Here is a 26,136-nt window from a genome sequence, read left to right on the forward strand (position 1 = left end):
AAATGGAAAGTGTACTTGACAAATTGTCAAGTACGCTTTATATTCGAGGCATGCTGCTCTCTCTTCCACGACGAACCCGGATCCTGGCATGGAGCTGCGTGGGCCTGGCCGCGGTGGCGTTCGCGACCGGAGCGCTCCTGCAGTTGTTCGGCGTGTCCTTCGTCCCAGACGTGCCGGTGACGGCGCCGTTTTGGACGACGGCCCGCTTCGGGCTCTTGGTGGGCCTGCTTCTCCTCGCGCTGGCTCGCGCTCCGATCCAGGACGAGTTCATCGATCGCCTACGGCTCGAGGCCTTTCGCGTCGCGTTAGTCGCCGTTGCGGCCGTCGTGATCGTCAACGAGTCGATCTACTTCTTCGCCGATCGCGTCCTGCTCGATGGCGCGGGCGTCGTGCTCGTCGTGCTCGTGGTGTACCACGCGACGCTGGCGCTCCGGCTGCGCTCCATCGGACGCGAGGCTCGACCATGACGAGCACGCTCAGGGTGCTGCGAGCCCAGCACAGGCTCTCGCAGGCCGACCTGGCGGCGCGCGTCGGCGTATCGCGGCAATCGATCAACGCGATCGAGGCCGGGCGATACGTCCCGTCGACCATCCTGGCCTTGAAGCTCGCGCACGTCTTCGGCGTGTCGGTGGAGCACGTATTCAAGCTCGAACCCGACGAGTTGGAGGGGCTCGCCGTCATCGGCTCCCAGGAACCCAGCTAGTCCGCATACAGGAGGTTTGTCCATGCGTCCATCTCGCATCTCGTGGTGTCGCGCGCGCTCGTTTCTTTTCGTCCTTCCGTGCGTCCTCGGTCCTACGGCCGCGAATGCCGCGCCGATGCCATCGTCGCCGGAGCCGAAGCCAACGCCAATGGGTGTGCTGCTGCGCGAGGTTTGCATCGTCGATCCGGCCGCGGGCGTCACACGGCCGCCGACGGACGTGCTCGTCCTTGGCGATCGGATCGTGGCCATCGGACGCGGCATGGACGCCGGTGCCGTGCCCGTCGTGGAGGGCAACGGTCGATTCCTGATGCCCGGCCTCATCGACACGCACGTGCACCTGTCTTCCCTGCCCGATGCGATGCGCGACGTCGCGCTGCGGCGCACGCTCGAGGGCGGCGTGACACGCGTGCGGGACATGGGCGGCCACGGTCCGATGCTCGTCGATCTTCGCGCTCGCTCGAAACGGGCAATCGATGATCGCGACCAGGCCGATGCGCGGCCCGCGGTCTATTGCGTGGCGGTCGTCGCGGGCTCGACGTGGATGGCCGCCGATGCTCGGGCGGCGGCCTCGGCGGGCGAGGGTGCTCCGGGCACGCAGCCGTGGCTGGCCGCGATCGACGACCCCGGGCGGGCCGCGGGCATCGCGGACGCGGCCGCCGCGTTCGGGGTCGATGGCCTCAAGCTCTACGCCGACATGGACGCCGAGGTGGTCGAGGCGCTCTCGGCCGAAGCGCGCGAGCGCGGCCTCGCGGTCTGGAGCCACGCCACGATCTTCCCGGCGAAACCGGACGCCGTCGTCGCCGCCGGGGTGCAGGCGGTGTCGCACGCCGAGATGCTTTTCTTCGCGGCCGACGCCAGCGTGCCAGCGCGCTACCACGCCGCGGCGTTCGGCGGACGTGAGGCCGAGGATGCGAAGCATCCCGCGGTGCTGGACGCGTTGGACCAGATGGCCGCGGCCGGCACCATGCTGGAGCCCACGCTGACCGTCACCGAGGTCCGCAGATCACGCGGGCTCGTCAACGCCGCCCACGTCGCCGCGACGCATGCGATCGTGCGCGAGGCCGAGCGACGGGGCGTTCCAATCCTCGCGGGCACCGACCTGATGATCACGCCCGGCACGGACGGCCCGAACATCCATCTCGAGCTCGAGTTGCTCGTCGAGGGTGCCGGTCTCTCGCCGGCCGCCGCGCTGCGCGGCGCGACTACCCACGCGGCGACCATCCTCGGGCGCGAGGGCGAGCTGGGCGTGGTCGCGGCGGGCGCTATCGCCGACCTCGTGCTGCTCGAACGCGACCCCCTGGAGAACATCGGCGCAACACGCTCGATCGCGATGGTGATCCGTGGGGGCCTCGTCATCGAGCCAACGCCGGTCGATCACGGCGACGCTGGTGCCAATGGTGAGCACTGGCGGGGCGGTGGGTCTCCTGGTGCGACAGCCGGCAGACGCGTGGCCGCGATGAGCTGGTTTGGCGGCCACCAACACGCCGGGCGGCACCGGCCGGGCACGCCCTTTTCGCGCTACTTTGATGACCCGTTCTGCGTGTGTGCCGATGTGCTGCCGGGGCGCTCGTCGGCGCGCTGAGGGTGGTCCACGACAATCACCCCCGCTCGACGCTGACGGATCTCTACGACCCGCTCACCATGCCCCAGGACCTCGCAAATGCCACGCGAAGCTGGACCGGGCGGTGGACTTGTGTTATCGAAGGGACCCCCTTAAGAGCAAGCGAAAGCGGTTCGAGTTCCTGTTTGAGCGGTGGGAGGGGCTGGTGGCGCCGGTGGTCGCGAAGAAGAAGCGGAAGCGATGAAGACGACATAGGCCGGGATCGATCAAGGCAGGTCTTCAGAAATATCGGCGAGCAGCCGCCACTGAACACCAGCCTCAACTTTGGACATCTCCCAACGGATGCCACCCCATCGCGGCAGCGAGCCAACAGGGCCCCGTAAGTCGGCTATTGCAAAACGGACGCCGGGCCACTCGGGCAATTCACAGAAGTAGCGTTCCGACCCCGGAAGTGCCGACGCCGTGGCTTGCTCGCTGTAACGGATTAGATACGGCTCCCGTGCAAAACTCGCCAGGACATCCTCGAGCATCATATACGCTTGGAAATACGCAGGGAGGGGGGCAAAATGCTCTTGAGACGCGACCTGGTCGCCGAGGAGATCTTCGCCGTCAAGATGGCCGGCCTGCTGGGCCCGGTATCGGATGCGTGCGGCAGCACTCAGCATATCAAGTGTGCCCAGCTCGGAAATGGTTCTCTCGGTTGAAGAGATGTCTCGCTCGATAGACCTGCTCCCGGACCGGCCTTTGTACAAGTCGCCGGCGCGCGGCATCGGCCATCGTTCTCGGATGCTCGAACGAGAGGAGTGCGTTCCCGGTTGCACCTGGTCATCGGATTCGGCTAGTAGAAACCCGTCGGCAGTGAGGACGACCTTGTCGTAGTCGAGCAGCGACTCTTCGAAGACGTCATGCGGGAACGTGACTGCGGCCAGCTCGATGTCCCGGCCCCGGGCGGCGCTCCAGTCGCACGCATCGAAACGGGCGCCCGCAAGCCGAACATCGCTGAGGTCGAGCCCGAGGGCGACGCCGCTCCACGATGCATCTCGCAGGTCGCATCCTCGAAGCTGGGCGCGTGAAAGATCGACGCCCGAAAGCGATGTGGATCCAAGGGCCGAGCCCAGAAGATCGATGGGTGACTCCGGCATCGTTGCGACCGCCATCGCTCGCACCGCATGAGCGCGGACGCCCGGCCTCGCCGCAGGATCGTGCAGTGTTTCGAGCAGTGTCTGTCGATTGGCGAGGCGCGAGAGTTCCTCCGACGCGGCGGCGCGCCGGTCCGTTTGGGCGATCTGTTGTTGGAAGTACTTGTTCTGGGCCTCAATCAGTTCGTTTTGCTTTCGCATCAGCGTGGTCTGCGCCCCAAGGAAGTAGATCGAAAGCAGGCCTCCGCCAGCGATCGGGGCGGCAACCGTTGTGCGCCCGAGCAAACTCGACCAGAATCCCGCACGAGCGCCAACACGCAGCGCAGCGTTCTTATCCATACCCCATGTTTTGAAAAAGTACCTCCAACTGGCGAGCCCCAGCCGGTGTTCTTGAGCGTACAACGCGCTCTGCACGGCTTCTGGTGTAGTCTGGGCGTTGGATTCAGGCGGGGGTTGTTGATGACTCATGGAACGCGGCATGTCCAATTATTCGGAGTCAAGAGACCATAGTTGCCGCATTGGGCTCTGCACCCAAACTTTTGGGTCGCTCATACACATGGATACAATCGCTTTCGAAAGACCGCAAAGCGGAGCAAGGACCCCCTCAGCCTCGGCAGACCTCGGCAGCTCCCCCGCTGGGAGCGGGGGAGCGGGCAAGAGGGTCCGCGTGCTTACGCAGCGCGGCTCGGCAAGAGACTGCCACGAAGCCACCCCGCACGGCGTGCGTCCCAGAACCCCGTACCCCGGGCCATCCCCCTCGTCCAATAGAAAAACCGCCCTGGCGCCCCTGAGAAAGATTTTGATTCGATCGTCAAGAGTTTTTGAGGCTTCGGAAATCGTTTCCAAGGCCTCGGAAATCATTTCCGAGCCTTCGGAATCGATCTTTGAGCCTTCGGAAATGATTTCCGGAGGCTGCTCAGGCGTTTCCGAAGCCCCGGAACTCGTTGTTGAAGGCTGGTCAGGAGTTTTCGCGGCTTCGGAAATCGTTTTCGAGGCTTCAAGATTCGTTCTTGACGCTCCATCAAGAGCCGACCCAGCCGGGTCGGAACCGGCCGCGGCCGATATCCGGACGCCTCAGCCAGCCGGCGACAGCAGCGGCGCGATCACGTAGATCAGCACGTGGCGGCCGAGCACCAGCGCCGCCACGATCGCGATGACGGCCCAGCTCCAGCCCCAGCCGCTCTGCCACCACGCCGATCGGTACGTGCCCAGGTCGCCGCAGTCCTCGGCCTTGGGCGGCGGAGCGGCCGAGGGGCAGGGGTGGTCCTCGATCACGCGCTTCGGCGGCGCCGCGGGCCCGCCGCGCGGGGCGATCGGCTGATGGAGATCTCGGCGTGGTCCCTGGCCGCGTGCGGACATGGCCGATGGTACGGGCCGCTCAGCGGTCGCCGTCGGCGGGCGGCTCTTGAACGGCTCCATCCTGAGCGGCGTTCTCCTGCACGGGCACCTGCACCTCGCCGTAGCGCCAGAAGACGGGCGTGAAGGGGCCGTTGTAGCCCAGGTAGCGCGGCGGGCCGATGGGGCGCCAGTCCTCCTGGCTCTCGAGCCAGGCGTTGACGAGCCCGAGCCCGCGCTCGAAGTTCGTCTGCGAGTAGCCGCCGCGCACGCCGACGCTGGCATACGTGGCCGGCTCGACGTCATCGATGCGCACGAGGCCGTCCGTTCCTGGCTCGCCGAGGTCGGGCGTGCGGTAGAGGAAGGCCATCGACGACATCGCGTCCGATGATCCCGTGTCCCCCGCTCCATCGTCCGCCGGCCCCTGCTCCGCATAGCCCATGTCGACGGGCGCGGTCATGGCGATGTCGTTGGACTTGATGTGCTCGAAGAGCGTGCCGAACATCGGGCCCATGCCGCCCTCGGCATCGTCGCGGGTAACCGTCGCCGCCCGGTACACCGGATACTCGCGGATCTGCACCTCGCCCACGGGCGTCAGCTCGGGCCAGCCCTCGGGGAACGCGGCGCTCTTGAAGTACCACACGCCGCCGCTCGTGCGGACGCAGCCGACGATCGTCAGCAGGCCCAGGGCGACGACGGCGGCCAGGGCGAACGAGGCGATGCGGACGGGCTTCTTCGGCACGGGCGGCTCCTCCGTCGGCGGGCCCGGTGTTCTTCCGCTAAGCACGCGTTCGCCGCGTTACGCTTGCGGGACCGTCCGGGCGCTGCCCGCCTATTCCAGGACCATCTCCAGGAACGCCCAGACGTCGGCGGTGCCGGCGATGCGCTTCTCGGTGCTCGTGCCGGCGCCGTGGCCCGCGTCGCGCTCGATGCGGACCAGGATCGGCTCGGCCGAGCCGGTCGCCTTCTGCAGGGCGGCGGCGAACTTGAAGCTGTGCATCGGGACGACGCGGTCGTCGCGGTACGCCGTCGTCACCATCGTCGCGGGATAGTGCTCGCGGTGGCGCACGTTGTGGTAGGGGCTGTACGAGTAGAGCACCTCGAACTGCTCGGCATCGTCGGCGCTGCCGTAGTCGCTCACCCAGAAGCGGCCCGCGCTGAACTTGTGGAAGCGGAGCATGTCGAGCACGCCCACCTGCGGGATGGCGGCGCCGAACAGCTCGGGCCGCTGCGTCATGCACGCGCCCACGAGCAGGCCGCCGTTGCTACCGCCCTGGATGGCCGTGCGGCTGGGCACGCTATAGCCCATCTCGTGCAGGTACTCGGCCGCGGCGATGAAGTCGTCGAAGGTGTTCTGCTTGTTCAGCAGGCTGCCGGCCTCGCGCCAGGGCAGGCCGTACTCGCTGCCGCCGCGGAGGTTGGCGACGGCGTAGATGTGGCCGCGCTCGAGCCACGCGGCCCGGCTGGTGCTGAAGCCCGGGGTCAGCGGGATGCCGAAGCCGCCGTAGCCGTAGAGCAGCACCTTGCTGGAGCCGTCCAGCGGCGTGCCCTTCTTCATCGTGATGAACATGGGGATTTGCGTGCCGTCCTTGGAGGGGTAGAAGACCTGGACGGTCTCGTACGGCTCGCCGTCGAAGTCGACCTCGCTCTCGCGGAAGAGCTCGCTCTCGCCGCTGGCGACGTGGTAGCGGTACGTCGTGCTGGGCTGCGCGTAGCTGCTGTAGCCGTAGTACGTGTGCTCGTCGTTCTGTCGGCCACCGAAGCCGCCAACGCTGCCCACGCCGGGGAGCTCGACGGTCCGGACCAGCTCGCCGGCGGGCGTATACACGTTGACCTCGGGCAGCACGTTGCGCAGTGCCTGGGTGATGAGGTGGCCGCCGACCATCGAGGCGCTCTGGAGCGGGACGTCGCCCTCGGGGATGATCTCTTCCCAGCTCTCGCGGCCGGGATTCGCCGGATCGATCGCGATGACGCGGCCGAACGGGGCGTCGTCGGTGGTGTAGACGATGAGGCGCCCGGCACCGAGATCGACGGCGGGGTCGATGCCCACCGCATCATCGCTCGTGACCGGTTCGAGGTCTTCCGACACGCTCCCCAGCACGCTGTATCGCGCCTCGAACTCGGTGACGATGGGCACGAAGCCCGCGTCGTCGGTCAGGTCGTCGACGTAGAGCAGGTTCTGCGGCGCGGTCGTCTCGCTGCCGTAGATCAGCAGGAATCGGCCGTCGTCGGTCAGGCTCGCGCCCCAGCCGCGATTGGGGTGGTCGGGGCTCTCGTAGACGAGCTCGCCCTGCCAGCCGTCTTCCGTCATGCGGTGGAAGTAGACGTTGCGGAACTCGTTGAGGCTCGTCAGCTCGGCGCTGCCAGTCGGACGCTCGGGGTAGCGGCTGTAGTAGAAGCCGCTGCCGTCCTTGGCCCAGGTGATGCCGGTGAACTTGGCTTCGACGATCTCGACGCCGAGGTCTTCGCCGGAGTCGACGTCGATGACGCGGATGGTCCGCCAGTCGCTGCCGCCCTCCTGCTCGAGGTAGGCCAGCATGGTGCCGTCTTCGCTCGGGCTCCAGCCGGCGAGGCTGTTGGTTCCCTCCTCGGTCCACGAGTTGGGGTCGAGCAGCACGCGACCGCTGCCGAGCTTGGCCAACTCGAGAGACGACGTGACGCGAAGCACGCTCTGGTTCTGCAGGCCGTCGTTGGTCGTGAAGAAGTAGCGGCCGCCGCGTTCGACCGGCGTGCCGAAGCGTGGGTAGTCGAGCAACTCGGTCAGGCGTTCCTGGTAGGCCTCGCGCGAGTCGGCATGCTGGATGACGTCTTCGAAGAGTGCGTCCTGCTGGTCGGCCCACTCGATGAGGCGTGGGTCGTCCGGGTCCTCCATGTAGCGGTAGGGGTCGGCAACGGACACCCCGTGCAGCTCGTCGACGACGTCGACGGTGGGGGCCGCCGGGTACTCGAGCACGTGCCAGGGCTCGAACCCCTGCTGGTACGCTTCCTCCCAGCGCGTCAGCGGCATGCCACCGCTCGATGCCGCGTCGAGCGGTCCCGCGTAGGCGTCGCGCTCGGGGCGATCGATGGTGCAGGCGGGAAGGCTGGCGGCCACGGCGAGGCCGGCAAGGCCCAGGCACGCGGAGACGGTGGAGCGGGTCGGCGACATCGGATTTCCTCGTGGAGACCTGGAGTTCGGGGGCGCGAGGCTCGCGCCGGGCGGCGTGGTCCAGCCGCGGCGGCATGCTAAGCCGCCCGGGGCCGGAACGAAACAGCCCCCGCTCGCGTCGGGCGGGCGGGGGCGCTCCTGAGGTTGGGATGGGGCGCGGGCCTACCGACCGCGGTTCTGGTTCATGCCAGCGCCGCCGCCACGGTTGCCGCCCATGCCGTTGCCGGCCTCCTGGCGGGTGTAGGTGATCTGGAAGCCGGGGACCCAGTCCTGGCCTTCCTCGACCGGAGCGCCCATGGCCGCGGCCGCCTCGGCGGGGTAGTGCCGGGTAAAGACCATCGTGTCCTTGCCCTTCATGTCGATCGTGTCACGGACCGGCATGGTGACACCGGCCATCGGATCGGTCTCTTCGCTGTCATAGACCCAGCCGGTGTCGGTCTTCTTGCCGGTGGCGTAGGCGATGGCCGTGCCCGTGCCGTCGATCCAGATGCTCTCGTAGCGATCGAGGGTCCGGTGATAGCCCGAGATGCTGATGCCGTGCATGGGCGTGCCCATCACGTCGCCGCGGAAGTCCATACGGACGAACCGGCCGCCCATGATTGACTCGTACTTCGCCGTGCCGGTGCTCTCATAGTCCATGCCCGGCATCAGGCCCTTGAGTTCTGCGTCCCAGTCGCCCAGGAAGACCTTCATCTCCTCGTGCTGCTCGACGGGCTCGCCCGCCTGCATCCAGGCCTTCATCATTTCTTCTGGGTCCATGCCCTCTTGGACGGGGTTGATCTCGGCAGCGCCGGTGTCCTGGAACGTGCCGGCGGCGACGCCCAGGCCGAACGCGAAGCCGGCGGCGAGTGCGACGGCGACCACGGGGCCACGCCCGCACGAAGCGAGCAGGGTGCTGATGCGTTGCATGTTGCTTCTCCCACAGCCCGGGCGTGCGTGGTGCGTGGGTGGCGGGGGAGGATGCCGCCCGGGCAAGACCAGAGTCTAGACGCGGGAATGCGTACAACGGACTCGGGTCATCCCTGACGATTTGCCACGGCCTTCGGCGCCTCTGCCTGCGTTGCGGCGATGTCCCGGCGCAGTTGCATGCCCGGGAAGTGGATCTTGTCGGCCGCCGCGTAGGCCCGCTGGCGGGCGTGCTCGACCGAGTCGCCCAGGGCCGTCACGCCGAGCACCCGGCCGCCCGCGGTCACGAGGCTGCCCGACGCCTTGTCCCGCTTCGTCCCGGCGTGGTAGACGAAGACGCCTTCCATGTCCTGGGCATCTTCGATGCCGGTGATCTTTTGCCCGGTGATCGGCTCCTGCGGGTAGCCCTCGCTCGCGAGAACCACACACACTGCCGCGCCGGGATGCCACGCGAGTTCGAGGCTCTCGACGTTGCCGGTCGCGGTGGCGTAGAGCATCTCGAGGGCGTCGCTCGCAAGGCGGGGCATGAGCACCTGGCACTCGGGGTCGCCGAAGCGGACGTTGAACTCGAGCACCTTGGGGCCGGCGGCGGTGAGCATGAGCCCGGCGTAGAGCACGCCCCGGTAGTCGATGCCCTCGCGGCGGAGGCTGTCGACGACGGGAAGCAGGATCTCGCGCTGCACGCGCGCCATGGTGGCGTCGTCGAGGAGCGTGCTGGGGCAGAACGCGCCCATGCCGCCGGTGTTGGGGCCCTCGTCGCCGTCCTTGAGCCGCTTGTGGTCCTGGCAGGCGTCGAGGATGTAGACGCCCTTGCCATCGGTGAGCGCAAAGACCGAGACCTCGGGCCCTTTCAGGCGCTCCTCGACCAGCACGCGAGCGCTCGCATCGCCGAAGGCCCGGCCGTCGAGCATCCAGCGGATGGCGTCGGCTGCCTCCTTGTGCGTCTGCGGCACGACCACGCCCTTGCCCGCCGCCAATCCGGTGGCCTTGATCACCGGCGGCTCGGTCCGGCTGAGCGAATACTCGACGGCGCGCTCGGCGTCGGTGAAGCTTCGGCTCTCGGCCGTCGGCACGGCGGCGCCGCGCATGAGGTCCTTGGCCCAGTGCTTGTCGGCCTCGAGTTGAGCCCCGTCCTTACCGGGCCCGAAGACCGCCACGCCCTTGGCCCGGAGCTTGTCGGCCAGCCCGTCTGCCAGCGGGCCTTCGGAGCCGACCACGACGAGGTCGATGGCCTTGTCCCTGCAGAACAGCTCGGCCCGGTAGGCCTGGGCGGCGTCGATCGGGACGCCCGCATCGGTCGCGACGGCGGCGATGCCGGGATTCTGCGGGTGGCTCGTGTACAGCGTGCCCAGGCGCGGCGAGGCGGCGATGGCCTCGGCCAGGGCGTGCTCTCGGCCGCCGCCACCGACCAGCAGGACGTTCAGCTTCTTCGTGCGTTCATCGCGTTGGGTGCTCACGCGGCAGTGTAGTGCCGGGGCGAGCGGGGTAGCCTTTGGTCATGCCCATCGTGCGTGATTTCGCGCAGCACGACGTCTCCCCCGCGAACGCCGCGACGAACTGGTACATCGAGCATACGGCCGTGCACTTCGCGTCCGAGCCGAGCAGCGACGACCAGTTCGATGCCCTGTGGCGGCGGGGGAGCGCGACGCATCCGTGGCTGGCGGCTGAGGTCGACGGCCGGTTCGCCGGGTACGCCAAGGCCGCCGTCTGGCGCGAGCGGGCGGCCTACCGGCACACCTGCGAGACGGGCATCTACGTCGCCCGTGGCATGGAACGCCGGGGCGTCGGGCTCGCCCTGTACACCGAATTGCTCCCCAGGCTCAGGGCCGCGGGCTTCCGCGCGGTGATCGGCGGCATGACGCTGCCCAACGACGCGTCGGCCGCGTTGCACGAGCGGGCCGGCTTCCGCAAGGTCGCCCACTTCGAGCGCGTGGGCTTCAAGTTCGGCCGCTGGCACGACGTGGGCTTCTGGCAGCTGGTGTTCCCCGACGCAGCGGCCGACGGGCTGGATTCGCGGCCCGACGGGGCGTAAACTCTCGACCACAAAGATTGCGGGGTAGAGCAGTCTGGTAGCTCGTCGGGCTCATAACCCGGAGGTCGTAGGTTCAAATCCTGCCCCCGCTATTCCCAAGCCGGTTGCGAAAGCAGCCGGCTTTGTGGTTTTTGGGCCGGGCCGATGAGAGACCCCCGCGCGTGTCGGCCCCTTCGGGCCCCGTTCCCACGTCTGTGGGGCCGATGGGCCAACGGACCCCAACCGTGACGCGGTCTCTGGTCTGGACGCCTGGATAACCGGCTCGGTCGCTCGGTGGGCGCGACTTCGCTCGAATCGCCCCGAAGTCTCTGCCGGCCGCCGAGAGACACCCGCCGCGGTGAAGTCTCTGTTCGACCGGGTGAGCGGGTTTGACGGGGGTGATCAACTGCAAGGGCTGCTCGCGACATTGATCCAATCGATGCGCCGCGGTGAAGCGGGCGCGCACCGTTGATGCGCCGCGTCATAGGTCACCCGTGGCGAGGTCGCGATGCACGCGGGTCGCCTTGGAGCGACCCATGCCACGAGCGAGCGACGACAGCCGGCGCAACCCCGAAGCGATGACATCCGAAGAGCGGCAGGACGAGATCTCGCGCATCCTCGCGCGTGGTCTCGTGCGCGCGGTTCGCATCGAGCGGGACGCCGCATCGCGGGCGTTGCGCGAAGTTAAAGAAGGTGCCGCGACATGCCTTGAACTTCCGAGCGATCCGAGCCTCACTGTGGCGACGCGATCCAAATCCCGACCGGCGGGTGAAGGAGACGCGTGATGGAGACACCAGCCACAGGAGGCCGCATGAAGCATGCGACGGCAAGACGGATCGAGGACGAGATCGATTCACTCAAAGACATGTCCACCAACGAGCTCGTGGAGCGGTTTGTTGAGCTGCACGGCTACCAGACGCGGACGCGTCACCGGACGTACCTGATCCGCAAGATCGCCTGGCGGCTTCAGGCCAACGAGGAGGGTGACCTCAGCGAGCGGGCGAGGAAGCGGGCCGAGGAGCTCGCAGACGACGCTGAGGTTCGGGTGATGCCCCCAAAGACGCTTGTCACGCCGCCACAGTCGGGGCGGTCGGCCACGGTGACGCGGGGACTCGACCCGGAGGCGGAGCGTGACCCGCGTGTCCCGCCGCCAGGCTCAGCGATCGTCCGCGAATACCAGGGCCGGGCCATCCGGGTGCTGGTGCTCCCCTACGGCGAGGGCTTCGAGTGCGACGGCGAACGGTTCAAGACGCTCAGCGGGGTGGCCAAACACATCACCGGGAGCCACATCAACGGCTTTCGGTTCTTCCGGCTCGGCCAGGACAGGAGCACGCGATGAAGGTACGCAAGCGCGATCGGCCAAAGGAGGCCGCCGCCCCGGGCAGCCGCATGCGGTGTGCCGTGTACACCCGCAAGTCCAGCGACGAGGGACTCGACCAGGAGTTCAACTCGCTCGACGCCCAGCGCGAGAGCGCCGAGGCGTTCATCGCCAGCCAGAAGACCGAGGGTTGGGTCTGCCTGCCAGACCGGTACGACGATGGTGGTTTCTCCGGCGGCAGCATCGAGCGGCCGGCGCTCGGGCATCTGCTCCGCGACATAGAGGCGGGAAAGATCGACTGCGTCGTGGTCTACAAAGTTGACCGGCTCAGCCGCTCGCTGATGGATTTCGCCAAGATCATGGAGGCGTTCGACCGCAAGGGCGTGTCGTTCGTCTCGGTCACCCAGCAGTTCAACACGACGAGCTCGATGGGTCGTCTGACGCTGAACATCTTGCTCTCGTTCGCGCAGTTCGAGCGGGAGATCATCGGCGAGCGGATCCGGGACAAGATCGCGGCCCAGAAGCGAAAGGGCAAGTGGGCCGGCGGTGTGCCGGTGCTGGGCTACGACGTGGACCGCTCCGGACCGAGCCCACGGCTGGTGGTGAACGCCCGCGAGGCGGTGCGGGTCCGTGCCCTGTTCGATCTGTATCTGGAGAAGCAGTCGCTGTTGCCGGTCGTCCGCGAGTTGCGACACCGCGAGTGGACCAACAAGAAGCGGGTCACGAAGAAGACCGGCAAGGTCATCGGCGGGAAGCCATTCAATAAGGCCACGCTGCACAACCACCTCGTGAACTCCGTGTACATCGGCAAGATTACCCACAAGGGTGAGATCTACGACGGCGTGCACGAGGCCATCGTGGACCCGGAGATCTTCGAGCGGGTCCAGAAGCTGCTGCGCTACAACGGACGGACCGGAGGTTTCGAGGTCCGCAACAAGTACGGTGCCCTGCTGCGTGGTCTGATCACATGCAAGGCGTGCGGGTATGCCATGACGCACACATTCACGAAGGACAAGAAGGGCGGGCCGCGGTTCTACCGGTACTACCGGTGTACGCACGCCATCAAGAACGGGGCATCCGAGTGCCCGTCGCGGACGCTGCCGGCGGCGGAGATCGAGCGGGTGGTAGTCGACGAGATCCGCGGGCTTGGCTCCGATCGCGCTTTGCTTAAGCAGGTGCTGGCCGACGCCCACGCCACGATCGCCGAGGAGCGTGAGGGTCTCGTCATCGAGCGTGCCGATCTGAAGCGGACGCTGGACCGTTGCCACCGCGAACTCCAGACGCTGGCGGCCGGAGGGCTTGCGGATACCGATGTCTCCCAGCGGATCGCAGAGCTGCATGAGCAGATCACTGCCGGGGACAAGCGGCTGCCCGAGGTCGAGAAGCGGATCGGCGAACTGGACGCAGAGACGATCACCCAAGCACAGGCCGAGGCGGCATTCAGGGACTTCGACCCGGTGTGGGAGAACCTGATCCCGCGAGAACAGGCCCGGCTCATCCGGCTGCTAGTCTCGGCAGTGGAATACGACGCCGTGAAATCGAGCGTGAGCGTGACCTTCCGCCCAACGAGTATCCGGGCCTTGCTCGACCGCATCAAGGAGGACGCGGCATGACCACCGTCACCCGGCCCATCCACTTCCGCGTCCGCCAAACCGGGCGGCGGATCGTCACTGAGCCCGCTCCGCCCTCTCCGCCGGGCCGGGTGCCCCGAGTCGCCCGCCTGATGGCGCTGGCGATCAAGTTCGACAAGATGCTGCAGGACGGGGTGGTGGGCAGCCAGACCGACTTGGCGGCCTTGGCCCGAGTGACCCAGCCGCGGATGACGCAGATCATGAACCTGCTCCATCTGGCCCCGGATATCCAGGAGGAGATCCTGTTCCTACCGCCGGTGACGGAGGGTCGGGATCCGGTGACGGAGAGAGATTTGCGGGAGCTCGTGACGCTATGCGTTTGGACGTCACAGCGGGAAGCATGGCGTGGCCACCAAAGTCCAAGAATCTGTCACGTAAAGGCTTAAACACCGATTCTGGGTCAACCCGGTGACAGAATGTTGTCATTGCGGTCGAAGAGGAATAGTCATCGACGGTGAATAACGACTTCCGCTCTGAGCGGGATGTCATCTTCAGCTCACCCAGTCCTGCTGCGAGTCTGGTCCCCGGGAGCAGTGCGAATGGCTGGATCGAGTGGTGGAATGCTAGAGGCCAGCCCCTGGAAGATGTCCGAAGACGGTGTCCGACTTCTGCGCCAACGGGGACCGTGCGTGATGCCCGTAGTTCCGATAAGGACACTTCGTGTAAGCGACCGATTCGCATAGGCATTGATTCTCTGTGGTGATCCCGATCCTGGCTAGCTCTGACTCATGAGCCGCACTTCAAGTGCCGATGCAGTCCGGTATTCGGACGGCAACATGGGCGGCCGTTTCGGACATCGGCATAGGGCCTCTCCACCTCGACGTGTCCGAGATAGCTTGGCGGCCCTCTAGCGGAGAACCCTCCCTATGGGCCACCATCAGGTCGAAAGTCTACCGGCCACGCCATCACACAGACGCGTTGTTGCCATGCTGGGCGATGGTGCTGGCATGACGGGTTTGCCCGGCGTGGGCCAAGCTGCGCTCGCGCAGGTGGCCGACGCGATGCTTACCGCTGCGATCGCGGGATTCGAGCGTGCTGCGAGCGATGAAGGGCTGATTCATACGTTCTATCTGCTGACGCAGGTCACGCAGGCAGCTCGGGATGAAGACCGCTTCAACGAGCGCCTGGCCGAGCTTGGGGTCACGGGCAGCGCCTGGGAATCCACTACATCCCAAGGCGATGGTGCCGCCATTGCCAACACCATCTACGACTTGGTCGGGAACTTCACGTACGCCATCGATGACCACCTGGCATGGACACGAACTCGCTCGGACCTTAGCGAGATCGCTCAGCGGGCCGCCGCTCAAAGCCTAACGGTGCTGGGTCAGGAGTATGCGAACACTCTCTTCGGGACAGGGCCGGACGCTGTTCAAGATGCACTGCGGCGGCTGTCCACGCAGTCAGGATTCGCTCGCCTGACCCAAGATTTCTTCGGTCGGGTGGCAAGCGGCTTTCTCATCTACCACTTGAGCAAGGAGCTCTCGAACCACGTTGGACCGGGCCGTAGGTTCGCCGACGTATCTGAGCACAATGCATTCCTCTCGGCGATGGAAGCGCATTGTCGAACTGCTTCGTCCGTGCTGAAGGAGTTTTCAGGAACCTGGTACTCCAAGCACAACTTCCAAGGCGGCATCACACCGCGGAAGAGTGCCGGCTTTGTCCGTCATGCTTTGGAGAAGGTGGGCGATGCGCTGACGCATCTCGGAGGAGCGGATGCCTCCTGATCCACCCAAGCCGCATCTGTTCTTGTGCAACGGCGCAGGCCTCTCTACCCGCCGGAAGCTGTGGCGTGAGCTAAAGGCTACAGAACTCATCACAGATGGTCCTGCAAGCAATGTCGTCATCAAGATCTCAGAGATCTCCAAGTCGCTGACGGCCAATGTGCCGAAGCGAGCAGCCGATCTTATCGAGATCGCAGCGGCGGTGTATGTCGCTGACCAACTGTCCAGGCGAACCGGACGAAAGACCCAGGACTACGGCGATTTGTGGTACCGAGATATTCGGATGGAGATCGCTGTCCGTGACCCAGACTTCTGGAATCAGGAAGACGTTGCTGGCCTGCTGTCCCGCATGTTGAACTTCATCTCCGGTGACAACTTCGAGTTCGCCTTCTGTGAACTGGACGAACCCCCTGCGGTAGAGAACTACTTGGAATTCGGCTCCGGCGACCCGAATCCAGAAGGCATCGAGAAGGTCCTCCTCTTCTCAGGCGGAATCGATTCCCTGGGTGGAGCCGTGCAAGAGCTTTCTGCCGGGCGGCGCATTGCAATGGTGAGCCACAAGCCAGCGGGTCATGTGGCCGGGTTGCAGAAGAGTCTCGTGAAGGAGCTTGTCAAACGAGCCTCCGTGTCCGGTAATGCCCCGCTGCCAGTGTCTGTCTGGTGCAACAAGAAGGGGTTGGTGGAAAGGGATCACACACAGCGGACACGATCCTTCCTCTATGTCACGCTTGGGGCGGTTGTGGCGAGGATCTTCGGCTTGGATGCTGTCGACTTCTTCGAGAACGGAGTGGTGAGCATCAACCTCCCCCTGGCTGAGCATGAGCTCGGTGCACGGGCAACCCGGACGACACATCCCCAGACCCTGGCATGGTACAGCCAACTCCTGTCAGCGGTGTTCGAGCAGAAGTTCCAGGTTCGGAACGAATTTCTGACGAAGACGAAGCAGGACGTGGTAGAGATCATCAAGCACGCAGGGCAGGGAGAGTTGATCGCTTCCAGCGTGAGTTGCATGCACACTCGGGAGACGACCAAGGCGAGCCCGCACTGTGGCGTGTGCTCACAGTGCGTGTCGCGTCGCTTTGCAACGCTCGGTGTAGACGGCGGAACGCTAGAGCCATCGAGTCTTTATCGACACGATGTACTCACGGAACCCCGCAAGCAAACCGAGGACCGCATTATTGCTGAGAGATTCCTTGGCTTTGCGCGCGAGATCGCTGCACTGGAGGACTCCACCGAGTTCGCCCAGCGGTACGCCGCCGAACTGGCTCGAGTTACCCGATTCACGTCGCTCGCGCCGACCGTGGTCATTGACAGCGTGTTTGACTTGCATCGGCGGCATGCCGAACAGATCAACGCGGTCATCATCGAGGCTATGCAGGCGTCGGCCGAAGATCAGTATCACGGGAAAATCGCCGATGGATCCATGCTTGCGTTTGGCTTCGGCACGAGCGGCGGTGATCACAAAGCTGCGATCCCCAAGGCCGCGCAGCCATCAGAAGCTGATGACGGATCACGCCCATCTCATCCACTGAGCAAGAACCAGATGCTGCTCCTCACCGTTCTCTCAGAGGCTAAATCGCTGATGAGCCAAGCCGACATGGTTGAGGCTACGGATGCCAAGGGCCATCGTCTCACGCGCAAGACCATCGGCGGCGAGCTCAAAGATCTTCGGGACCTGGACTATGTGTGCTATCCCAAGGGCATGCGCTCGGGGGCTGCCATTACCCCAGGCGGCCGTTCGTATCTGGCGGAAGCGACGGCACACTAATTACCCACTATTTGCCCCTTGATGACGCGCTGAAGACGCCGTAACTACCCACTAGAAAACCAGATAAGCGGCACCATTCCTCCGACACCTAACGGCCAGGAGTCGGAAGCCGCATGGCCCACACCAACCAACAGAGAGAGCCTGTCTTGCCCCGCTGTCGGGGGCCTCCGCGATGGTCGCGGCTACCGCAAGGTGCATGACCATCATCGTTGTCTAAGTCCATCATCAACTTCGCAACTGGCCGCGAAGCAGTGCCGTTCGGGTGTCGTCGTCAACGACGATTCCGCGAACCGCCGCTAAACGGTCGGGCGCGATCCGTGCGCACTGATGGCGACACCCCAGGCGCTGCCTCCGGTCTCGGAGGCCCGTCATGGGTAACCCCAACCAGATTGTTTCTGACCCCTTCACCGCCACCCTCATCCGCATCAAAGCCGCCCAGCTTTGCCGGCGCACCGACTTCTCCTGGTCGGACCGCGACGACCTGACGCAGCAGATGCTGCAGTATCTGCTGGAGAAGGCCCACCTGTTCGATCCCACCCGGGGGAACATGGAGGCGTTCGTCACGAACGCCATCGATTCCTGGGTGGCGATGGAGCTGCGATTCCGTGGCCGCCACAAGCGGCGCGGCGATTACGAGGCGATCTCCCTTGAGGGGACGCTCGTCGAGTGCGACGGCGACGCCGTCCCGCTTCGCACCGTCCTCGGTCCTGCCGACCAGCAGCGCCGCCGCCAAGCCGCCCCCGCTTGCCAGTTCGATACCGCCGAGACCGCTGAGGCCGTCGCGGCGGTCATGGCCACCCTCGACCCGGAGGACCGGGACCTGCTTCGGCTGGTCGCCGAACACGGCAAGGCGGCGGCCGCGCGCGAGTGGTCGCGCCGATCCGGCGCTGCGGTGAGCCGCCGGCAGATCCAGAACGCCCTCGAACGGTTCCGCGCCCGCTTCGAGGCGGCCGGGTTTGGGCCGGCCTGACCGCGCACCGGCGGCGATGGCGGCATAGGTGACCCAAGAAGCGCCCCCCGCCCGCCGGTTCTCTCTCTTCCCTCCGGAGGCCCCGGCCCCTCGACCACGGTGTACGCCGCGGCTCGAGGGGCTGGGTCTCACGGGCGGCGGTCGGTGCGCCCGTGAAAGGAGCTCCTGATGTTGACCGATGTGTTTCGATTCCGATTCGCCTCCCCTGCCGCTCTGGCGGAGGCAGAGGCCACGCTGCACCTGTCGATCCTGGCCGCGGAGGGCCTCTTCGGTGAGGCCCGGACCCGCACCGATGTCTCCTACCACGCCGATCCGCCCCGCGCTGCGCTGCTTGTCGATGGCGGCTCGCCCTGCGGGTCGGCCGTGGTCCGCATCTTCACGGCATTCCTGATCAAGGAGTTTGGGGCCGACGGGTTTGCGGTCCGGCGGATGCCCTGCGGTGGGCCCAGAAGCGGTCAGGCCCGCGCACGGCAGGGGGTGGCCGCCTGATGAGCGCGATACCCCAGAACACAGACGACCTCCAATCTTGCCTCGCCCGCGTGCTCATCCGCGAGCCCGCTGAGATCTACCACGCCCGTCGCGGCGACTGCCTGACCTCGCACCGCCTGGCGGAGTTCCGCTCGTGCCCGCTTCTGTTCCGGCGCAAGGAGATGGGACTGATCCCGGATCGGGACAGCCACGCGTTCCTCGTCGGTCGGGCGGCGCACACACTGATCCTTGAGGGTCGCGGGCGGTACGAGGCCGAGTACGCGGTCGGCGGGCCGATCAACGAGAAGACAGGCAAGCCGTACGGCTCGAGCACGAAGGCCTTCGCCGAGTGGGCCGAGAACCGCGGCAAGCCCGTGCTGGCCGACACCGACGCCGCGACGGTCGAGCAGATGGCCGCGAGCGTGCGCGAGCACCTGTTCGCCCGCGAGCTGCTGACCGAGGGCTTCGCGGAAGGCGTCGTCCGCGGCCGGATGAACGGCGTGCTGTGCCAAGCTCGGTTCGACTGGATCAACCCCAAGGACGGCCGCGGGCTCGTTGATCTGAAGACCTGCGACTCGATCGACTCGTTCGAGTGGCACATCGACGCGTTCAAGTACATGCACCAGCTCGCGTTCTACCGGGCTCTGCTCGCCGTCGTGAGCGGTGTCACGTTGCCCGTCCACATCATCGCGGTCGAGAAGCGCGAGCCGTTCCGCTGCGGTGTGTGGCAGATCGCGCCGCGGTGCCTCGACGCCGCCCAGGCTGAAAACGACCGCGCCATCGAAGAGCTCATCCGTTGCCGGGAGACCGGCCAGTGGCCCACGGGGTTCGAGTCCCTGCGGCTGTACGACCGCCTTCCGCTCACCACCCAGTCCTGAACCTGCAACACCAACCACAAGGAGATCCATCGATCATGACTGCACTCGCACACATCCAGAAGGGCCGCACGCTGATGCCGCGTCGCGTGATGCTCTACGGCGTCCACGGCGTCGGCAAGTCCACCTTCGGCGCGATGGCTGAGACGCCCGTCTTCATCACGACCGAAGAAGGCACCAACGACATCGACTGCGACCGCTTCCCGCTGGCGACCAAGTACGCCGACGTGCTCGGGGCGCTGTCGGCGCTCTACAGCGAAGATCACGGCTACCAGACGGTGGTCATCGACTCTCTAGACTGGCTCGAGCGGCTGATCTGGGCCGAGGTCTGCGCGAAGCGCGGCGTCGAGACCATCGAGGACATCGGCTACGCCAAGGGCTACATCTTCGCACTCACGCAATGGCGCGAGGTCCTGGCGGGGCTCGACGCGCTGCGGACCGAGCGCGGGATGCAGGTCGTCCTGATCGCGCACGCGGCGATCGAGAAGTTCGCCAACCCCGAGACCGACACCTACGACCGCTACGTGCCGCGCCTGCAGAAGCAGGCCTCGGCGCTGATCCAGGAGTGGTGCGACGAGGTGCTCTTCGCCACCTACCGCGTCCACACGAAGACCCAGAGCGAGGGCTTCGACCGCAAGCGCACGCAGGGCATCGGCACGGGCGAGCGGATCCTCCGCACGACCGAGCGGCCCGCCCACGTCGCCAAGAACCGCCTGAACCTGCCCGACGAGCTGCCGCTGGATTACCGCGTGTTTGCGGCGCTGGCGCGCGGCGAGGGCGATCCCGGCGCAGCCATCGAGAACGCCAACCAGAACGAGATCAACCAGACCACCCAAGAGCAAGGAGCCTGAACCATGGCAGACCTGAACGGATTCGACGCGAATAACGTGGAGCCCAATGCCGGCTTCGACCCCATCCCCGCCGGCAAGTACGTGGCCGCCATCACGGCCAGCGCCATGAAGCCGACCAAGAACGGCAAGGGCGAGTACCTGGAACTCGAGATGGAGGTGCTGGAGGGGCCGTTCAAGGGGCGGAAGCTCTGGGACCGCCTGACCCTCAAGCACCCCAACACGCAGACGGTCGAGATCGCCAAGGGCACGCTGTCGGCGATCTGCCGGGCGGTGAATGTGCTGCGGCCCCGCGACTCGGTCGAGCTGCACAACCTGCCGGTGGTGGTCAGCGTCGCGATCAAGACTCGCGAGGACAACGGCGAGCCGACCAACACCATCAAGGGCTACGCCAAGCGGGACACCGGCGTCGCGCCGCAGCGCCCGATGGCGGCCGCCTCGGGAGGGACGCCGCCGTGGAAGCGCTGACCGCCGCGGCGGCGGACGACGGCGCGTTCGTCGTCGAGCTGCCGTACCCGCCCAGCGTGAACCACTACTGGCGTCGCGTCGGCGATCGGACGCTGATCAGCCGCGAGGGACGGAAGTTCCGCAAGCGGGTCTGCGCCCGGCTCGAGCGGCGAACCGCCGAGCCCATGTCGGGCCGGGTGGCGGTGCATGTCACCGCCCACCCGCCCGACCGGCGGCGGCGTGATCTGGACAACGCGATGAAGGCCCTGCTCGACGCCCTCGGGCACGGCGGGGTGTACGAGGACGACGGCCAGATCGACCGGCTCGAGATCGAGCGCGGACCGGTCGTGCCCGGGGGCAAGGTGGTCGTGCGCGTAAGCGTGCTACCGGGAGAGCGTGATGATGATTGACGGTAGGAAATTGGACCTATGGCTTAGAGGCCCGAAGCCGGGCGGCGATTTCATCCGCGGTTGGCAACCCGCCGGGGTACATGCGGCAACCCATGCTCGGCGAAATCGGCTTGGGCATCCCGAAGATGTCGTTTCCTCCGACAAGAGCGGTCGGGGTCGCATAGCCGCGGCGAAGGTCGTCCTCGGCCAGCGATTCTTGATCGATGTAGACCACCTGGAATCCGCCGACGGCCTCGGCAGCAGCCTCGACGCGCTCGGTGAACGGCGGCGTGTTGGGACATCCAGCAAAGCCGAGTACCTCGATCTTCACAGCGCCTCCGGGATCTGGAGCGGCGGCCTGCTGGCATCCCACAAGGGCGAAGACGAGACAGAGGCCGGCAAGGGTGCGTCGCATGGTCACATCGTAACGCCGCCCGGGCCGGGGGTATTCCAATGAGCCAACTCAGGCCCTACCAACGCGATGCGGTCGATGCGGTGTGGAACCACATCGCCACCAGCGATATGAACCCAGCCGTCGTGCTTCCGACCGGCTCGGGCAAGACCCACGTCATCGCCGAGCTGTGCCGCGACGCGGTCCAGAAGTGGAACGGGCGGGTGATCGTGGTCGCCCACGTGAAGGAGCTGATCGAGCAGGCGGCGGGCAAGCTGCAGGCCGTTGCGCCGGACCTGCCGGTGGGCGTGTTCAGCGCCGGGCTCGGTCGGCGGGATCTCGGGTACGCCGTGACGATCGCGGGCATCCAGTCGGTCTACCAGCGGGCGCACGATCTCGGTCCGCTCGACCTGGTCATCGTCGACGAGGCGCATCTGATCCCCCCGGACGGCGAGGGCATGTACCGCCGCTTCCTGGCCGACGCGCGGGACCTGTGCGACCACCAGCGCGTCATCGGTCTGACGGCGACGCCGTACCGCATGAAGACCGGCACGATCTGCGGCCCCGACTCCGTCCTGCACGAGGTGTGCTTCGAGGCGGGCGTGCGCGAGCTGATCGTGCAGGGCTACCTGTGCCCGCTCAAGAGCCGGGCAGGGAAGGCGGTCGCCGACACCAGCGACATCCATGTACGGGGCGGGGAGTTCGTCGCCGGCGAGCTCGAGGACCGCATGGACGAGGACGGGCTGGTCGAGGCGGCGTGCGCCGAGGTCGTCCTCGCTACGGCCGACCGGCGCAGCGTGCTGATCTTCTGTTCGGGCGTCCGGCACGGCGAGCACGTGGTGCGGGTGCTGCGTGAGAGGCACGGCGTCGAGTGCGGGTTCGTCGAGGGCGGGACACCAGCCAAGGAGCGCGACGCGCTGATCGCCCGCTTCAAGTCGGGCGAGCTGAAGTACCTGGCGAACGTGAACGTGCTGACGACGGGCTTCGACGCCCCGAATGTCGACTGCGTGGCGATGCTGCGCCCGACGATGAGCCCCGGGCTCTACTATCAGATGGTCGGGCGGGGATTCCGGCTGGCCGAGGGCAAGACCGAGTGCCTCGTGCTGGACTTCGGCGGCAACGTGCTCCGGCACGGCCCGGTGGACGCGATCCGGCTGGCCGACACCAAGGACGCCTCCGGTGAAGCCCCCGCCAAGCAGTGCCCCGAGTGCGATGCGCTGATCCACGCGGCGTATGCCGTCTGTCCCGAGTGCGGGCACAAGTTCCCGCCGCGGCAGGTCAAGCACGCGGCGATCGCCTCCGACGAAGAGGTCGTCAGCGGCTCGGAAGGCCCGGCCCGGCGCGACGAGCGCGTCATCGAGGTCGCGTACTACGTCCACCACAAGCGCAACGACCCGCTGGCCAAGCCGACGATGCGCGTCGAGTACCGCATCGGCTTCAACCGCTGGGCCCGCGAGTGGATCTGCCTGGAGCACCCCGAGGGCGGATACGCCCGGCGGAAGGCCGAGCAGTGGTGGCGAGAGCGGTCCAATGACGCGCCACCGTCTTCGGTCGAGGAGGCCGTCGAGTGGGCGAACGCGGGCGCGGTGGCCCGGACCGAGTGCATCACGCTGGAGAAGAAGCCCGGCGACGAGTGGGAGCGGATCGTCGGCTACGCGCTCGGCGACAAGCCGCCGCGGCTCGAGGATCCGGACAACCTGCCTGACCTGGGGCCTGAACACGCCCTCGCGGCGTACGGCTACAGCGATGACGAGGTGCCGTTCTGATGCAGGACGCGCCTCACCCATCCGATTCACCCCGTCGCAACGGCACGCTCGCTTCGCACGCATCGGCCTGCGTGGCCGCGGGGCTGTGCGCCCTGCCCGCGATCCGCCGCGGCGAGGAGAAGCGCGTCGCCCTTTCCTCGTGGAAGCCGTACCAGACGCGGCTGCCGTCGGGCGAAGAACTTGGATCGTGGTTCAACCCTGAATCGTCGCCCAGCGCGATGTGCCTGGTGTGCGGCTCGGTCTCGGGCCACCTCGAGATGATCGACTTCGACAACTGGGACGGCGGCGGCGGCGAGGCCTTCGAGGCGTGGCGCGAAGCGGTCGAGGCGGCAGCGCCGGGACTGCTGGAGCGGCTGGTCATCGAGACAACGCCTTCGGGTGGGAGGCACGTCGTCTACCGCTGCGACACGCCCGTGTCGGGCAACACCAAGCTGGCCCAGCGCCGGATTGACGTCGATACCGACGAGCCGGTCGTCGTGGGCAGCAAGGAGTACGCGCCGAGGCGCGACGCGGCGGGCGCGTGGGTGGTCACGGTGACCATCATCGAGACCCGGGGCGAGGGCGGGCTGTTCCTCTGCGACCCGTCGCCGGGCTACGAGGTCGTCCAGGGCGATTTGTGCGAGCCGCCGCTGATCAGTGCCGACGAGCGGGATGTGCTGCTCGGGTGTGCGTGGGCGCTGGACGAAACGCCCCAGCCGGTGATCGGCGGTGATCTCGAACCCTCCAACTCTTCGGCATTCCCGAATAGTTGCCCCTCCCGCCCCGGCGACGACTTCAACGACCGGGGCGACCCGCGCGAGGTCCTGCTCCGGCACGGCTGGGCGATGGTCCGCTCCGGGGAGAACGAGCATTGGCGTCGGCCCGGAAAGTTGGCGGGGACGAGCGCGACGCTCAAGGACCGGGTCTTCTACGTCTTCAGCTCCAACGCCTCACCGTTCGAGGCGCACAAGGGCTACTCACCGTTCGCGGTCTACGCGCTGCTCGAGCACCACGGCGACTTCGCGGCCGCGGCGTCAGCCCTCGCGACCGAGGGCTACGGCTCGCGCGAGCACACGACCGGCGTCGACCTCTCGGCGTTCATGACCGACATGCCGCCAGCGACCGGGCCGCTCGATCCCTGCCCCGTGCCGGTGGGCGAGCTCGTCGCGGCGTACCCGCAACTGCGTGAGCCCGTGATCCACGGCCTGCTCCGCGCCGGCGAGACGATGAACGTGATCGCCAGCCCCAAGACCGGCAAGAGCTGGCTCACGCTCGATCTGGCGATCGCCGTCGCCACCGGTCGGCCGTGGCTTGGGCGATACCAGACCGAGGCCGGGCCAGTCCTGATCATCGACAACGAACTGCACCGCGAGACCAGCGCCCACCGCCTACCGAAGGTCGCCCAGGCCCGGGGCGTGGCGATGCGCGAGATCGCCGAGCGGATCTTCGTGGACAACCTGCGCGGTCGGCTGCAGGACATCTTCACGCTCGCGCCGTACTTCGAGGCTCTCGAGCCCGGGCGGTTCAAGGTCATCGTGCTCGACGCGTTCTACCGCTTCATGCCCGCCGGCGGCGACGAGAACGACAACGGCACGATGGCCAACATCTACAACCGCATCGACGCCTTCGCGGATCGCCTCGGCTGCTGCTTCGTGCTCATCCACCACTCGACCAAGGGCAGCCAGAGCGGCAAAAGCGTGACCGACGTTGGGGCCGGGGCAGGCGCACAGTCCCGGGCGACCGACACGCACCTGGTCCTGCGGCCGCACGAGGAGGACGGCGTGGTCGTGCTCGACGCGGCCGTACGGTCCTGGCCGCCCATCGACCCGACCTGCCTGCGGTGGGACTTCCCGGTGTGGTCGGTGGACGACACGCTCGACCCGGCGTCGCTCAAGAACGAGCGGCCGGGCAAGAAGAAGGACGCCTCGCCCAAGGCGGACAAGCCCGCGGAGCCGTCGTGGGGTGTGGAGCGGTTTGTCGCCCGGTTCATTTCAACCGAGCCCGTCGGGAAGGCCGAGATCCGCGAGGACGCCAAGGGCGAGCCCGGGCTGTCCTGGCGTCGCGTGGCGGACCTGCTGGACATCGCCGAGAGCCGCGGGCTGATCTACCGCTGGCGGGTCGGCCGGGCCCACAAGGTGCTCTTCGCCACCGTGCCTCAGCCCGCCGCGGGCGAGGAGGCCGGGTCATGATCACCGCCTCCCGCACCATCGGACTTCGCTCGCGCGCGCAGTCGCTCGTGCGCTTCGCCGAAGCGCTCAAGCGAGCCAAAACGGCTTCGGGGGTGGTTTCGCTCGTGCGCGCGCACACCCCCCATACCCCCCGGGGGCGTGCGCTCACGCGACGCCCCGGGTCGCTCGTGCGCGCGCGCTCCAGCGCTCAAGCGAGCGAGCGAAGCCGGACGGGCGTCGTTGGCCCGTGTGGCGGGAATGCCCGGGTGGCCCGTTGGGCCAACGCCGTCGCCGGGACGCGACACGGCGGAACGTGGGCCGCCTGGTTGGGCCGTGGGCCGGAGAGCGCGGGCCAAGGCAGGCGGCATAGGTACTTCCGAGGGGGGATGGCCAGCCGACGCCCGCGGGAACAGCCGCAATCCCCGACTGAGTTTGTTTCGCCTGTCCGGTCCGCACTGCAAGCCCTCGCCCGTCCGGCCCCGGGTCGCCCCACGTCCGCCCGTGTCACGCCCGGCGGCGGGCCCCCGCCCCAACCCCCGATCCCGCCAACCGGCCCGGCACGGGCGAACGTCGCCCGCCAGTCAGCCGGCCTGT

At 67.0% G+C, this 26,136-nt stretch carries 25 protein-coding genes and 1 tRNA gene; 19 read left to right on the top strand and 7 right to left on the bottom strand.

Going from position 1 to position 26,136, the window contains the following annotated elements:
* The first annotated feature begins 50 nt into the window (after window positions 1–50).
* The 3 genes from RIA68_01610 to RIA68_01620 all read left to right on the top strand — a co-directional run bounded on the left by RIA68_01610 (window position 51) and on the right by RIA68_01620 (window position 2,285).
* On the top strand, window positions 51–467 hold the full coding sequence (locus RIA68_01610) for a hypothetical protein (protein MEQ8316128.1): 417 nt from the start codon (window positions 51–53) through the stop codon (window positions 465–467).
* On the top strand, window positions 464–703 hold the full coding sequence (locus tag RIA68_01615; protein MEQ8316129.1) for a helix-turn-helix transcriptional regulator: 240 nt from the start codon (window positions 464–466) through the stop codon (window positions 701–703). The genes RIA68_01610 and RIA68_01615 overlap by 4 nt, the downstream gene beginning before the upstream one ends.
* A 148-nt stretch (window positions 704–851) precedes the next feature.
* Window positions 852–2,285, top strand: a complete 1,434-nt coding sequence (locus RIA68_01620) for an amidohydrolase family protein (GenBank protein MEQ8316130.1) — start codon at window positions 852–854, stop codon at window positions 2,283–2,285.
* A gap of 245 nt (window positions 2,286–2,530) precedes the next feature.
* On the opposite strand, the gene RIA68_01625 is transcribed toward RIA68_01620, so the two are convergent.
* The 6 genes from RIA68_01625 to purD all read right to left on the bottom strand — a co-directional run bounded on the left by RIA68_01625 (window position 2,531) and on the right by purD (window position 10,249).
* Entirely contained in the window at window positions 2,531–3,742 is a 1,212-nt protein-coding gene (locus tag RIA68_01625; protein MEQ8316131.1) for a pentapeptide repeat-containing protein, read from the bottom strand.
* Between the two features lie 735 nt (window positions 3,743–4,477).
* Complete coding sequence (locus RIA68_01630; GenBank protein ID MEQ8316132.1) at window positions 4,478–4,762, bottom strand: hypothetical protein; 285 nt, start codon at window positions 4,760–4,762, stop codon at window positions 4,478–4,480.
* Window positions 4,763–4,781: 19 nt separating this feature from the next.
* Window positions 4,782–5,480 (bottom strand): heme-binding protein, encoded by a 699-nt coding sequence (locus tag RIA68_01635; GenBank protein ID MEQ8316133.1) that lies wholly within the window; start codon window positions 5,478–5,480, stop codon window positions 4,782–4,784.
* Window positions 5,481–5,570: 90 nt separating this feature from the next.
* Window positions 5,571–7,886: a prolyl oligopeptidase family serine peptidase gene (locus RIA68_01640; protein MEQ8316134.1), complete on the bottom strand. Its 2,316-nt coding sequence runs from the start codon at window positions 7,884–7,886 to the stop codon at window positions 5,571–5,573.
* 162 nt (window positions 7,887–8,048) lie between these two features.
* Window positions 8,049–8,795, bottom strand: a complete 747-nt coding sequence (locus RIA68_01645; GenBank protein MEQ8316135.1) for a DUF1579 family protein — start codon at window positions 8,793–8,795, stop codon at window positions 8,049–8,051.
* Between the two features lie 107 nt (window positions 8,796–8,902).
* Entirely contained in the window at window positions 8,903–10,249 is a 1,347-nt protein-coding gene (gene purD, locus RIA68_01650; protein MEQ8316136.1) for a phosphoribosylamine--glycine ligase, read from the bottom strand.
* Window positions 10,250–10,290: 41 nt separating this feature from the next.
* Here purD and RIA68_01655 point away from each other — a divergent pair, with 41 nt between their 5' ends.
* The 14 genes from RIA68_01655 to RIA68_01720 all read left to right on the top strand — a co-directional run bounded on the left by RIA68_01655 (window position 10,291) and on the right by RIA68_01720 (window position 21,259).
* Complete coding sequence (locus RIA68_01655) at window positions 10,291–10,824, top strand: N-acetyltransferase family protein (GenBank protein MEQ8316137.1); 534 nt, start codon at window positions 10,291–10,293, stop codon at window positions 10,822–10,824.
* An 18-nt stretch (window positions 10,825–10,842) separates the two neighbouring features.
* Window positions 10,843–10,916: transfer RNA gene (locus tag RIA68_01660), tRNA-Met, on the top strand.
* Window positions 10,917–11,339: 423 nt separating this feature from the next.
* Window positions 11,340–11,588: a hypothetical protein gene (locus RIA68_01665; protein ID MEQ8316138.1), complete on the top strand. Its 249-nt coding sequence runs from the start codon at window positions 11,340–11,342 to the stop codon at window positions 11,586–11,588.
* 26 nt (window positions 11,589–11,614) lie between these two features.
* Entirely contained in the window at window positions 11,615–12,142 is a 528-nt protein-coding gene (locus RIA68_01670; protein ID MEQ8316139.1) for a DUF2924 domain-containing protein, read from the top strand.
* On the top strand, window positions 12,139–13,734 hold the full coding sequence (locus tag RIA68_01675) for a recombinase family protein (protein ID MEQ8316140.1): 1,596 nt from the start codon (window positions 12,139–12,141) through the stop codon (window positions 13,732–13,734). Before RIA68_01670 ends, RIA68_01675 begins: the two co-directional genes overlap by 4 nt.
* Window positions 13,731–14,138 carry a hypothetical protein gene (locus tag RIA68_01680; protein MEQ8316141.1) on the top strand — a complete coding sequence of 136 codons (408 nt, stop codon included), beginning with the start codon at window positions 13,731–13,733 and terminating at the stop codon, window positions 14,136–14,138. Before RIA68_01675 ends, RIA68_01680 begins: the two co-directional genes overlap by 4 nt.
* A 480-nt stretch (window positions 14,139–14,618) precedes the next feature.
* Entirely contained in the window at window positions 14,619–15,476 is an 858-nt protein-coding gene (locus RIA68_01685; protein MEQ8316142.1) for a hypothetical protein, read from the top strand.
* Window positions 15,466–17,241, top strand: a complete 1,776-nt coding sequence (locus RIA68_01690; protein ID MEQ8316143.1) for a hypothetical protein — start codon at window positions 15,466–15,468, stop codon at window positions 17,239–17,241. The genes RIA68_01685 and RIA68_01690 overlap by 11 nt, the downstream gene beginning before the upstream one ends.
* A gap of 370 nt (window positions 17,242–17,611) precedes the next feature.
* Window positions 17,612–18,211 carry a hypothetical protein gene (locus RIA68_01695; GenBank protein ID MEQ8316144.1) on the top strand — a complete coding sequence of 200 codons (600 nt, stop codon included), beginning with the start codon at window positions 17,612–17,614 and terminating at the stop codon, window positions 18,209–18,211.
* A 168-nt stretch (window positions 18,212–18,379) separates the two neighbouring features.
* The gene (locus tag RIA68_01700) at window positions 18,380–18,700 is read left to right on the top strand and encodes a hypothetical protein (protein MEQ8316145.1); all 321 of its coding nucleotides are present in this window, start codon (window positions 18,380–18,382) and stop codon (window positions 18,698–18,700) included.
* On the top strand, window positions 18,700–19,557 hold the full coding sequence (locus RIA68_01705; GenBank protein MEQ8316146.1) for a PD-(D/E)XK nuclease-like domain-containing protein: 858 nt from the start codon (window positions 18,700–18,702) through the stop codon (window positions 19,555–19,557). Before RIA68_01700 ends, RIA68_01705 begins: the two co-directional genes overlap by 1 nt.
* Before the next feature lie 35 nt (window positions 19,558–19,592).
* Window positions 19,593–20,405: an ATP-binding protein gene (locus tag RIA68_01710; protein MEQ8316147.1), complete on the top strand. Its 813-nt coding sequence runs from the start codon at window positions 19,593–19,595 to the stop codon at window positions 20,403–20,405.
* A gap of 3 nt (window positions 20,406–20,408) precedes the next feature.
* Window positions 20,409–20,870 (top strand): DUF669 domain-containing protein, encoded by a 462-nt coding sequence (locus tag RIA68_01715; GenBank protein ID MEQ8316148.1) that lies wholly within the window; start codon window positions 20,409–20,411, stop codon window positions 20,868–20,870.
* Window positions 20,858–21,259: a RusA family crossover junction endodeoxyribonuclease gene (locus RIA68_01720; GenBank protein ID MEQ8316149.1), complete on the top strand. Its 402-nt coding sequence runs from the start codon at window positions 20,858–20,860 to the stop codon at window positions 21,257–21,259. The genes RIA68_01715 and RIA68_01720 overlap by 13 nt, the downstream gene beginning before the upstream one ends.
* 16 nt (window positions 21,260–21,275) lie before the next feature.
* Here the strand turns inward: RIA68_01720 and RIA68_01725 are convergent, their stop codons facing one another.
* Window positions 21,276–21,653, bottom strand: a complete 378-nt coding sequence (locus RIA68_01725) for a hypothetical protein (protein ID MEQ8316150.1) — start codon at window positions 21,651–21,653, stop codon at window positions 21,276–21,278.
* A gap of 38 nt (window positions 21,654–21,691) precedes the next feature.
* Between RIA68_01725 and RIA68_01730 the strand changes: the two genes are divergently transcribed.
* A complete protein-coding gene (locus RIA68_01730) occupies window positions 21,692–23,395 on the top strand; it encodes a DEAD/DEAH box helicase family protein (protein ID MEQ8316151.1) in 1,704 nt (567 codons plus the stop codon).
* Complete coding sequence (locus tag RIA68_01735; GenBank protein MEQ8316152.1) at window positions 23,395–25,563, top strand: AAA family ATPase; 2,169 nt, start codon at window positions 23,395–23,397, stop codon at window positions 25,561–25,563. The genes RIA68_01730 and RIA68_01735 overlap by 1 nt, the downstream gene beginning before the upstream one ends.
* Window positions 25,564–26,136: the final 573 nt, after the last annotated feature.

This window comes from Phycisphaerales bacterium (genome assembly GCA_040217175.1).
In the GTDB taxonomy this organism is placed as follows: Bacteria; Planctomycetota; Phycisphaerae; order Phycisphaerales; family UBA1924; genus JAHCJI01.

Excerpts from the sequence above, each read along its gene's own strand:
- RIA68_01610 (MEQ8316128.1), top strand. The coding sequence starts at position 51 with ATGCTGCTCTCTCTTCCACGACGAACCCGGATCCTGGCATGGAGCTGC.
- RIA68_01615 (MEQ8316129.1), top strand. The coding sequence starts at position 464 with ATGACGAGCACGCTCAGGGTGCTGCGAGCCCAGCACAGGCTCTCGCAG.
- RIA68_01620 (MEQ8316130.1), top strand. The coding sequence starts at position 852 with ATGGGTGTGCTGCTGCGCGAGGTTTGCATCGTCGATCCGGCCGCGGGC.
- RIA68_01625 (MEQ8316131.1), bottom strand. The coding sequence starts at position 3,742 with ATGGATAAGAACGCTGCGCTGCGTGTTGGCGCTCGTGCGGGATTCTGG.
- RIA68_01630 (MEQ8316132.1), bottom strand. The coding sequence starts at position 4,762 with ATGTCCGCACGCGGCCAGGGACCACGCCGAGATCTCCATCAGCCGATC.
- RIA68_01640 (MEQ8316134.1), bottom strand. The coding sequence starts at position 7,886 with ATGTCGCCGACCCGCTCCACCGTCTCCGCGTGCCTGGGCCTTGCCGGC.
- RIA68_01645 (MEQ8316135.1), bottom strand. The coding sequence starts at position 8,795 with ATGCAACGCATCAGCACCCTGCTCGCTTCGTGCGGGCGTGGCCCCGTG.
- RIA68_01655 (MEQ8316137.1), top strand. The coding sequence starts at position 10,291 with ATGCCCATCGTGCGTGATTTCGCGCAGCACGACGTCTCCCCCGCGAAC.
- RIA68_01665 (MEQ8316138.1), top strand. The coding sequence starts at position 11,340 with ATGCCACGAGCGAGCGACGACAGCCGGCGCAACCCCGAAGCGATGACA.
- RIA68_01670 (MEQ8316139.1), top strand. The coding sequence starts at position 11,615 with ATGAAGCATGCGACGGCAAGACGGATCGAGGACGAGATCGATTCACTC.
- RIA68_01675 (MEQ8316140.1), top strand. The coding sequence starts at position 12,139 with ATGAAGGTACGCAAGCGCGATCGGCCAAAGGAGGCCGCCGCCCCGGGC.
- RIA68_01680 (MEQ8316141.1), top strand. The coding sequence starts at position 13,731 with ATGACCACCGTCACCCGGCCCATCCACTTCCGCGTCCGCCAAACCGGG.
- RIA68_01685 (MEQ8316142.1), top strand. The coding sequence starts at position 14,619 with ATGGGCCACCATCAGGTCGAAAGTCTACCGGCCACGCCATCACACAGA.
- RIA68_01690 (MEQ8316143.1), top strand. The coding sequence starts at position 15,466 with ATGCCTCCTGATCCACCCAAGCCGCATCTGTTCTTGTGCAACGGCGCA.
- RIA68_01695 (MEQ8316144.1), top strand. The coding sequence starts at position 17,612 with ATGGGTAACCCCAACCAGATTGTTTCTGACCCCTTCACCGCCACCCTC.
- RIA68_01700 (MEQ8316145.1), top strand. The coding sequence starts at position 18,380 with ATGTTGACCGATGTGTTTCGATTCCGATTCGCCTCCCCTGCCGCTCTG.
- RIA68_01705 (MEQ8316146.1), top strand. The coding sequence starts at position 18,700 with ATGAGCGCGATACCCCAGAACACAGACGACCTCCAATCTTGCCTCGCC.
- RIA68_01710 (MEQ8316147.1), top strand. The coding sequence starts at position 19,593 with ATGACTGCACTCGCACACATCCAGAAGGGCCGCACGCTGATGCCGCGT.
- RIA68_01715 (MEQ8316148.1), top strand. The coding sequence starts at position 20,409 with ATGGCAGACCTGAACGGATTCGACGCGAATAACGTGGAGCCCAATGCC.
- RIA68_01725 (MEQ8316150.1), bottom strand. The coding sequence starts at position 21,653 with ATGCGACGCACCCTTGCCGGCCTCTGTCTCGTCTTCGCCCTTGTGGGA.
- RIA68_01730 (MEQ8316151.1), top strand. The coding sequence starts at position 21,692 with ATGAGCCAACTCAGGCCCTACCAACGCGATGCGGTCGATGCGGTGTGG.
- RIA68_01735 (MEQ8316152.1), top strand. The coding sequence starts at position 23,395 with ATGCAGGACGCGCCTCACCCATCCGATTCACCCCGTCGCAACGGCACG.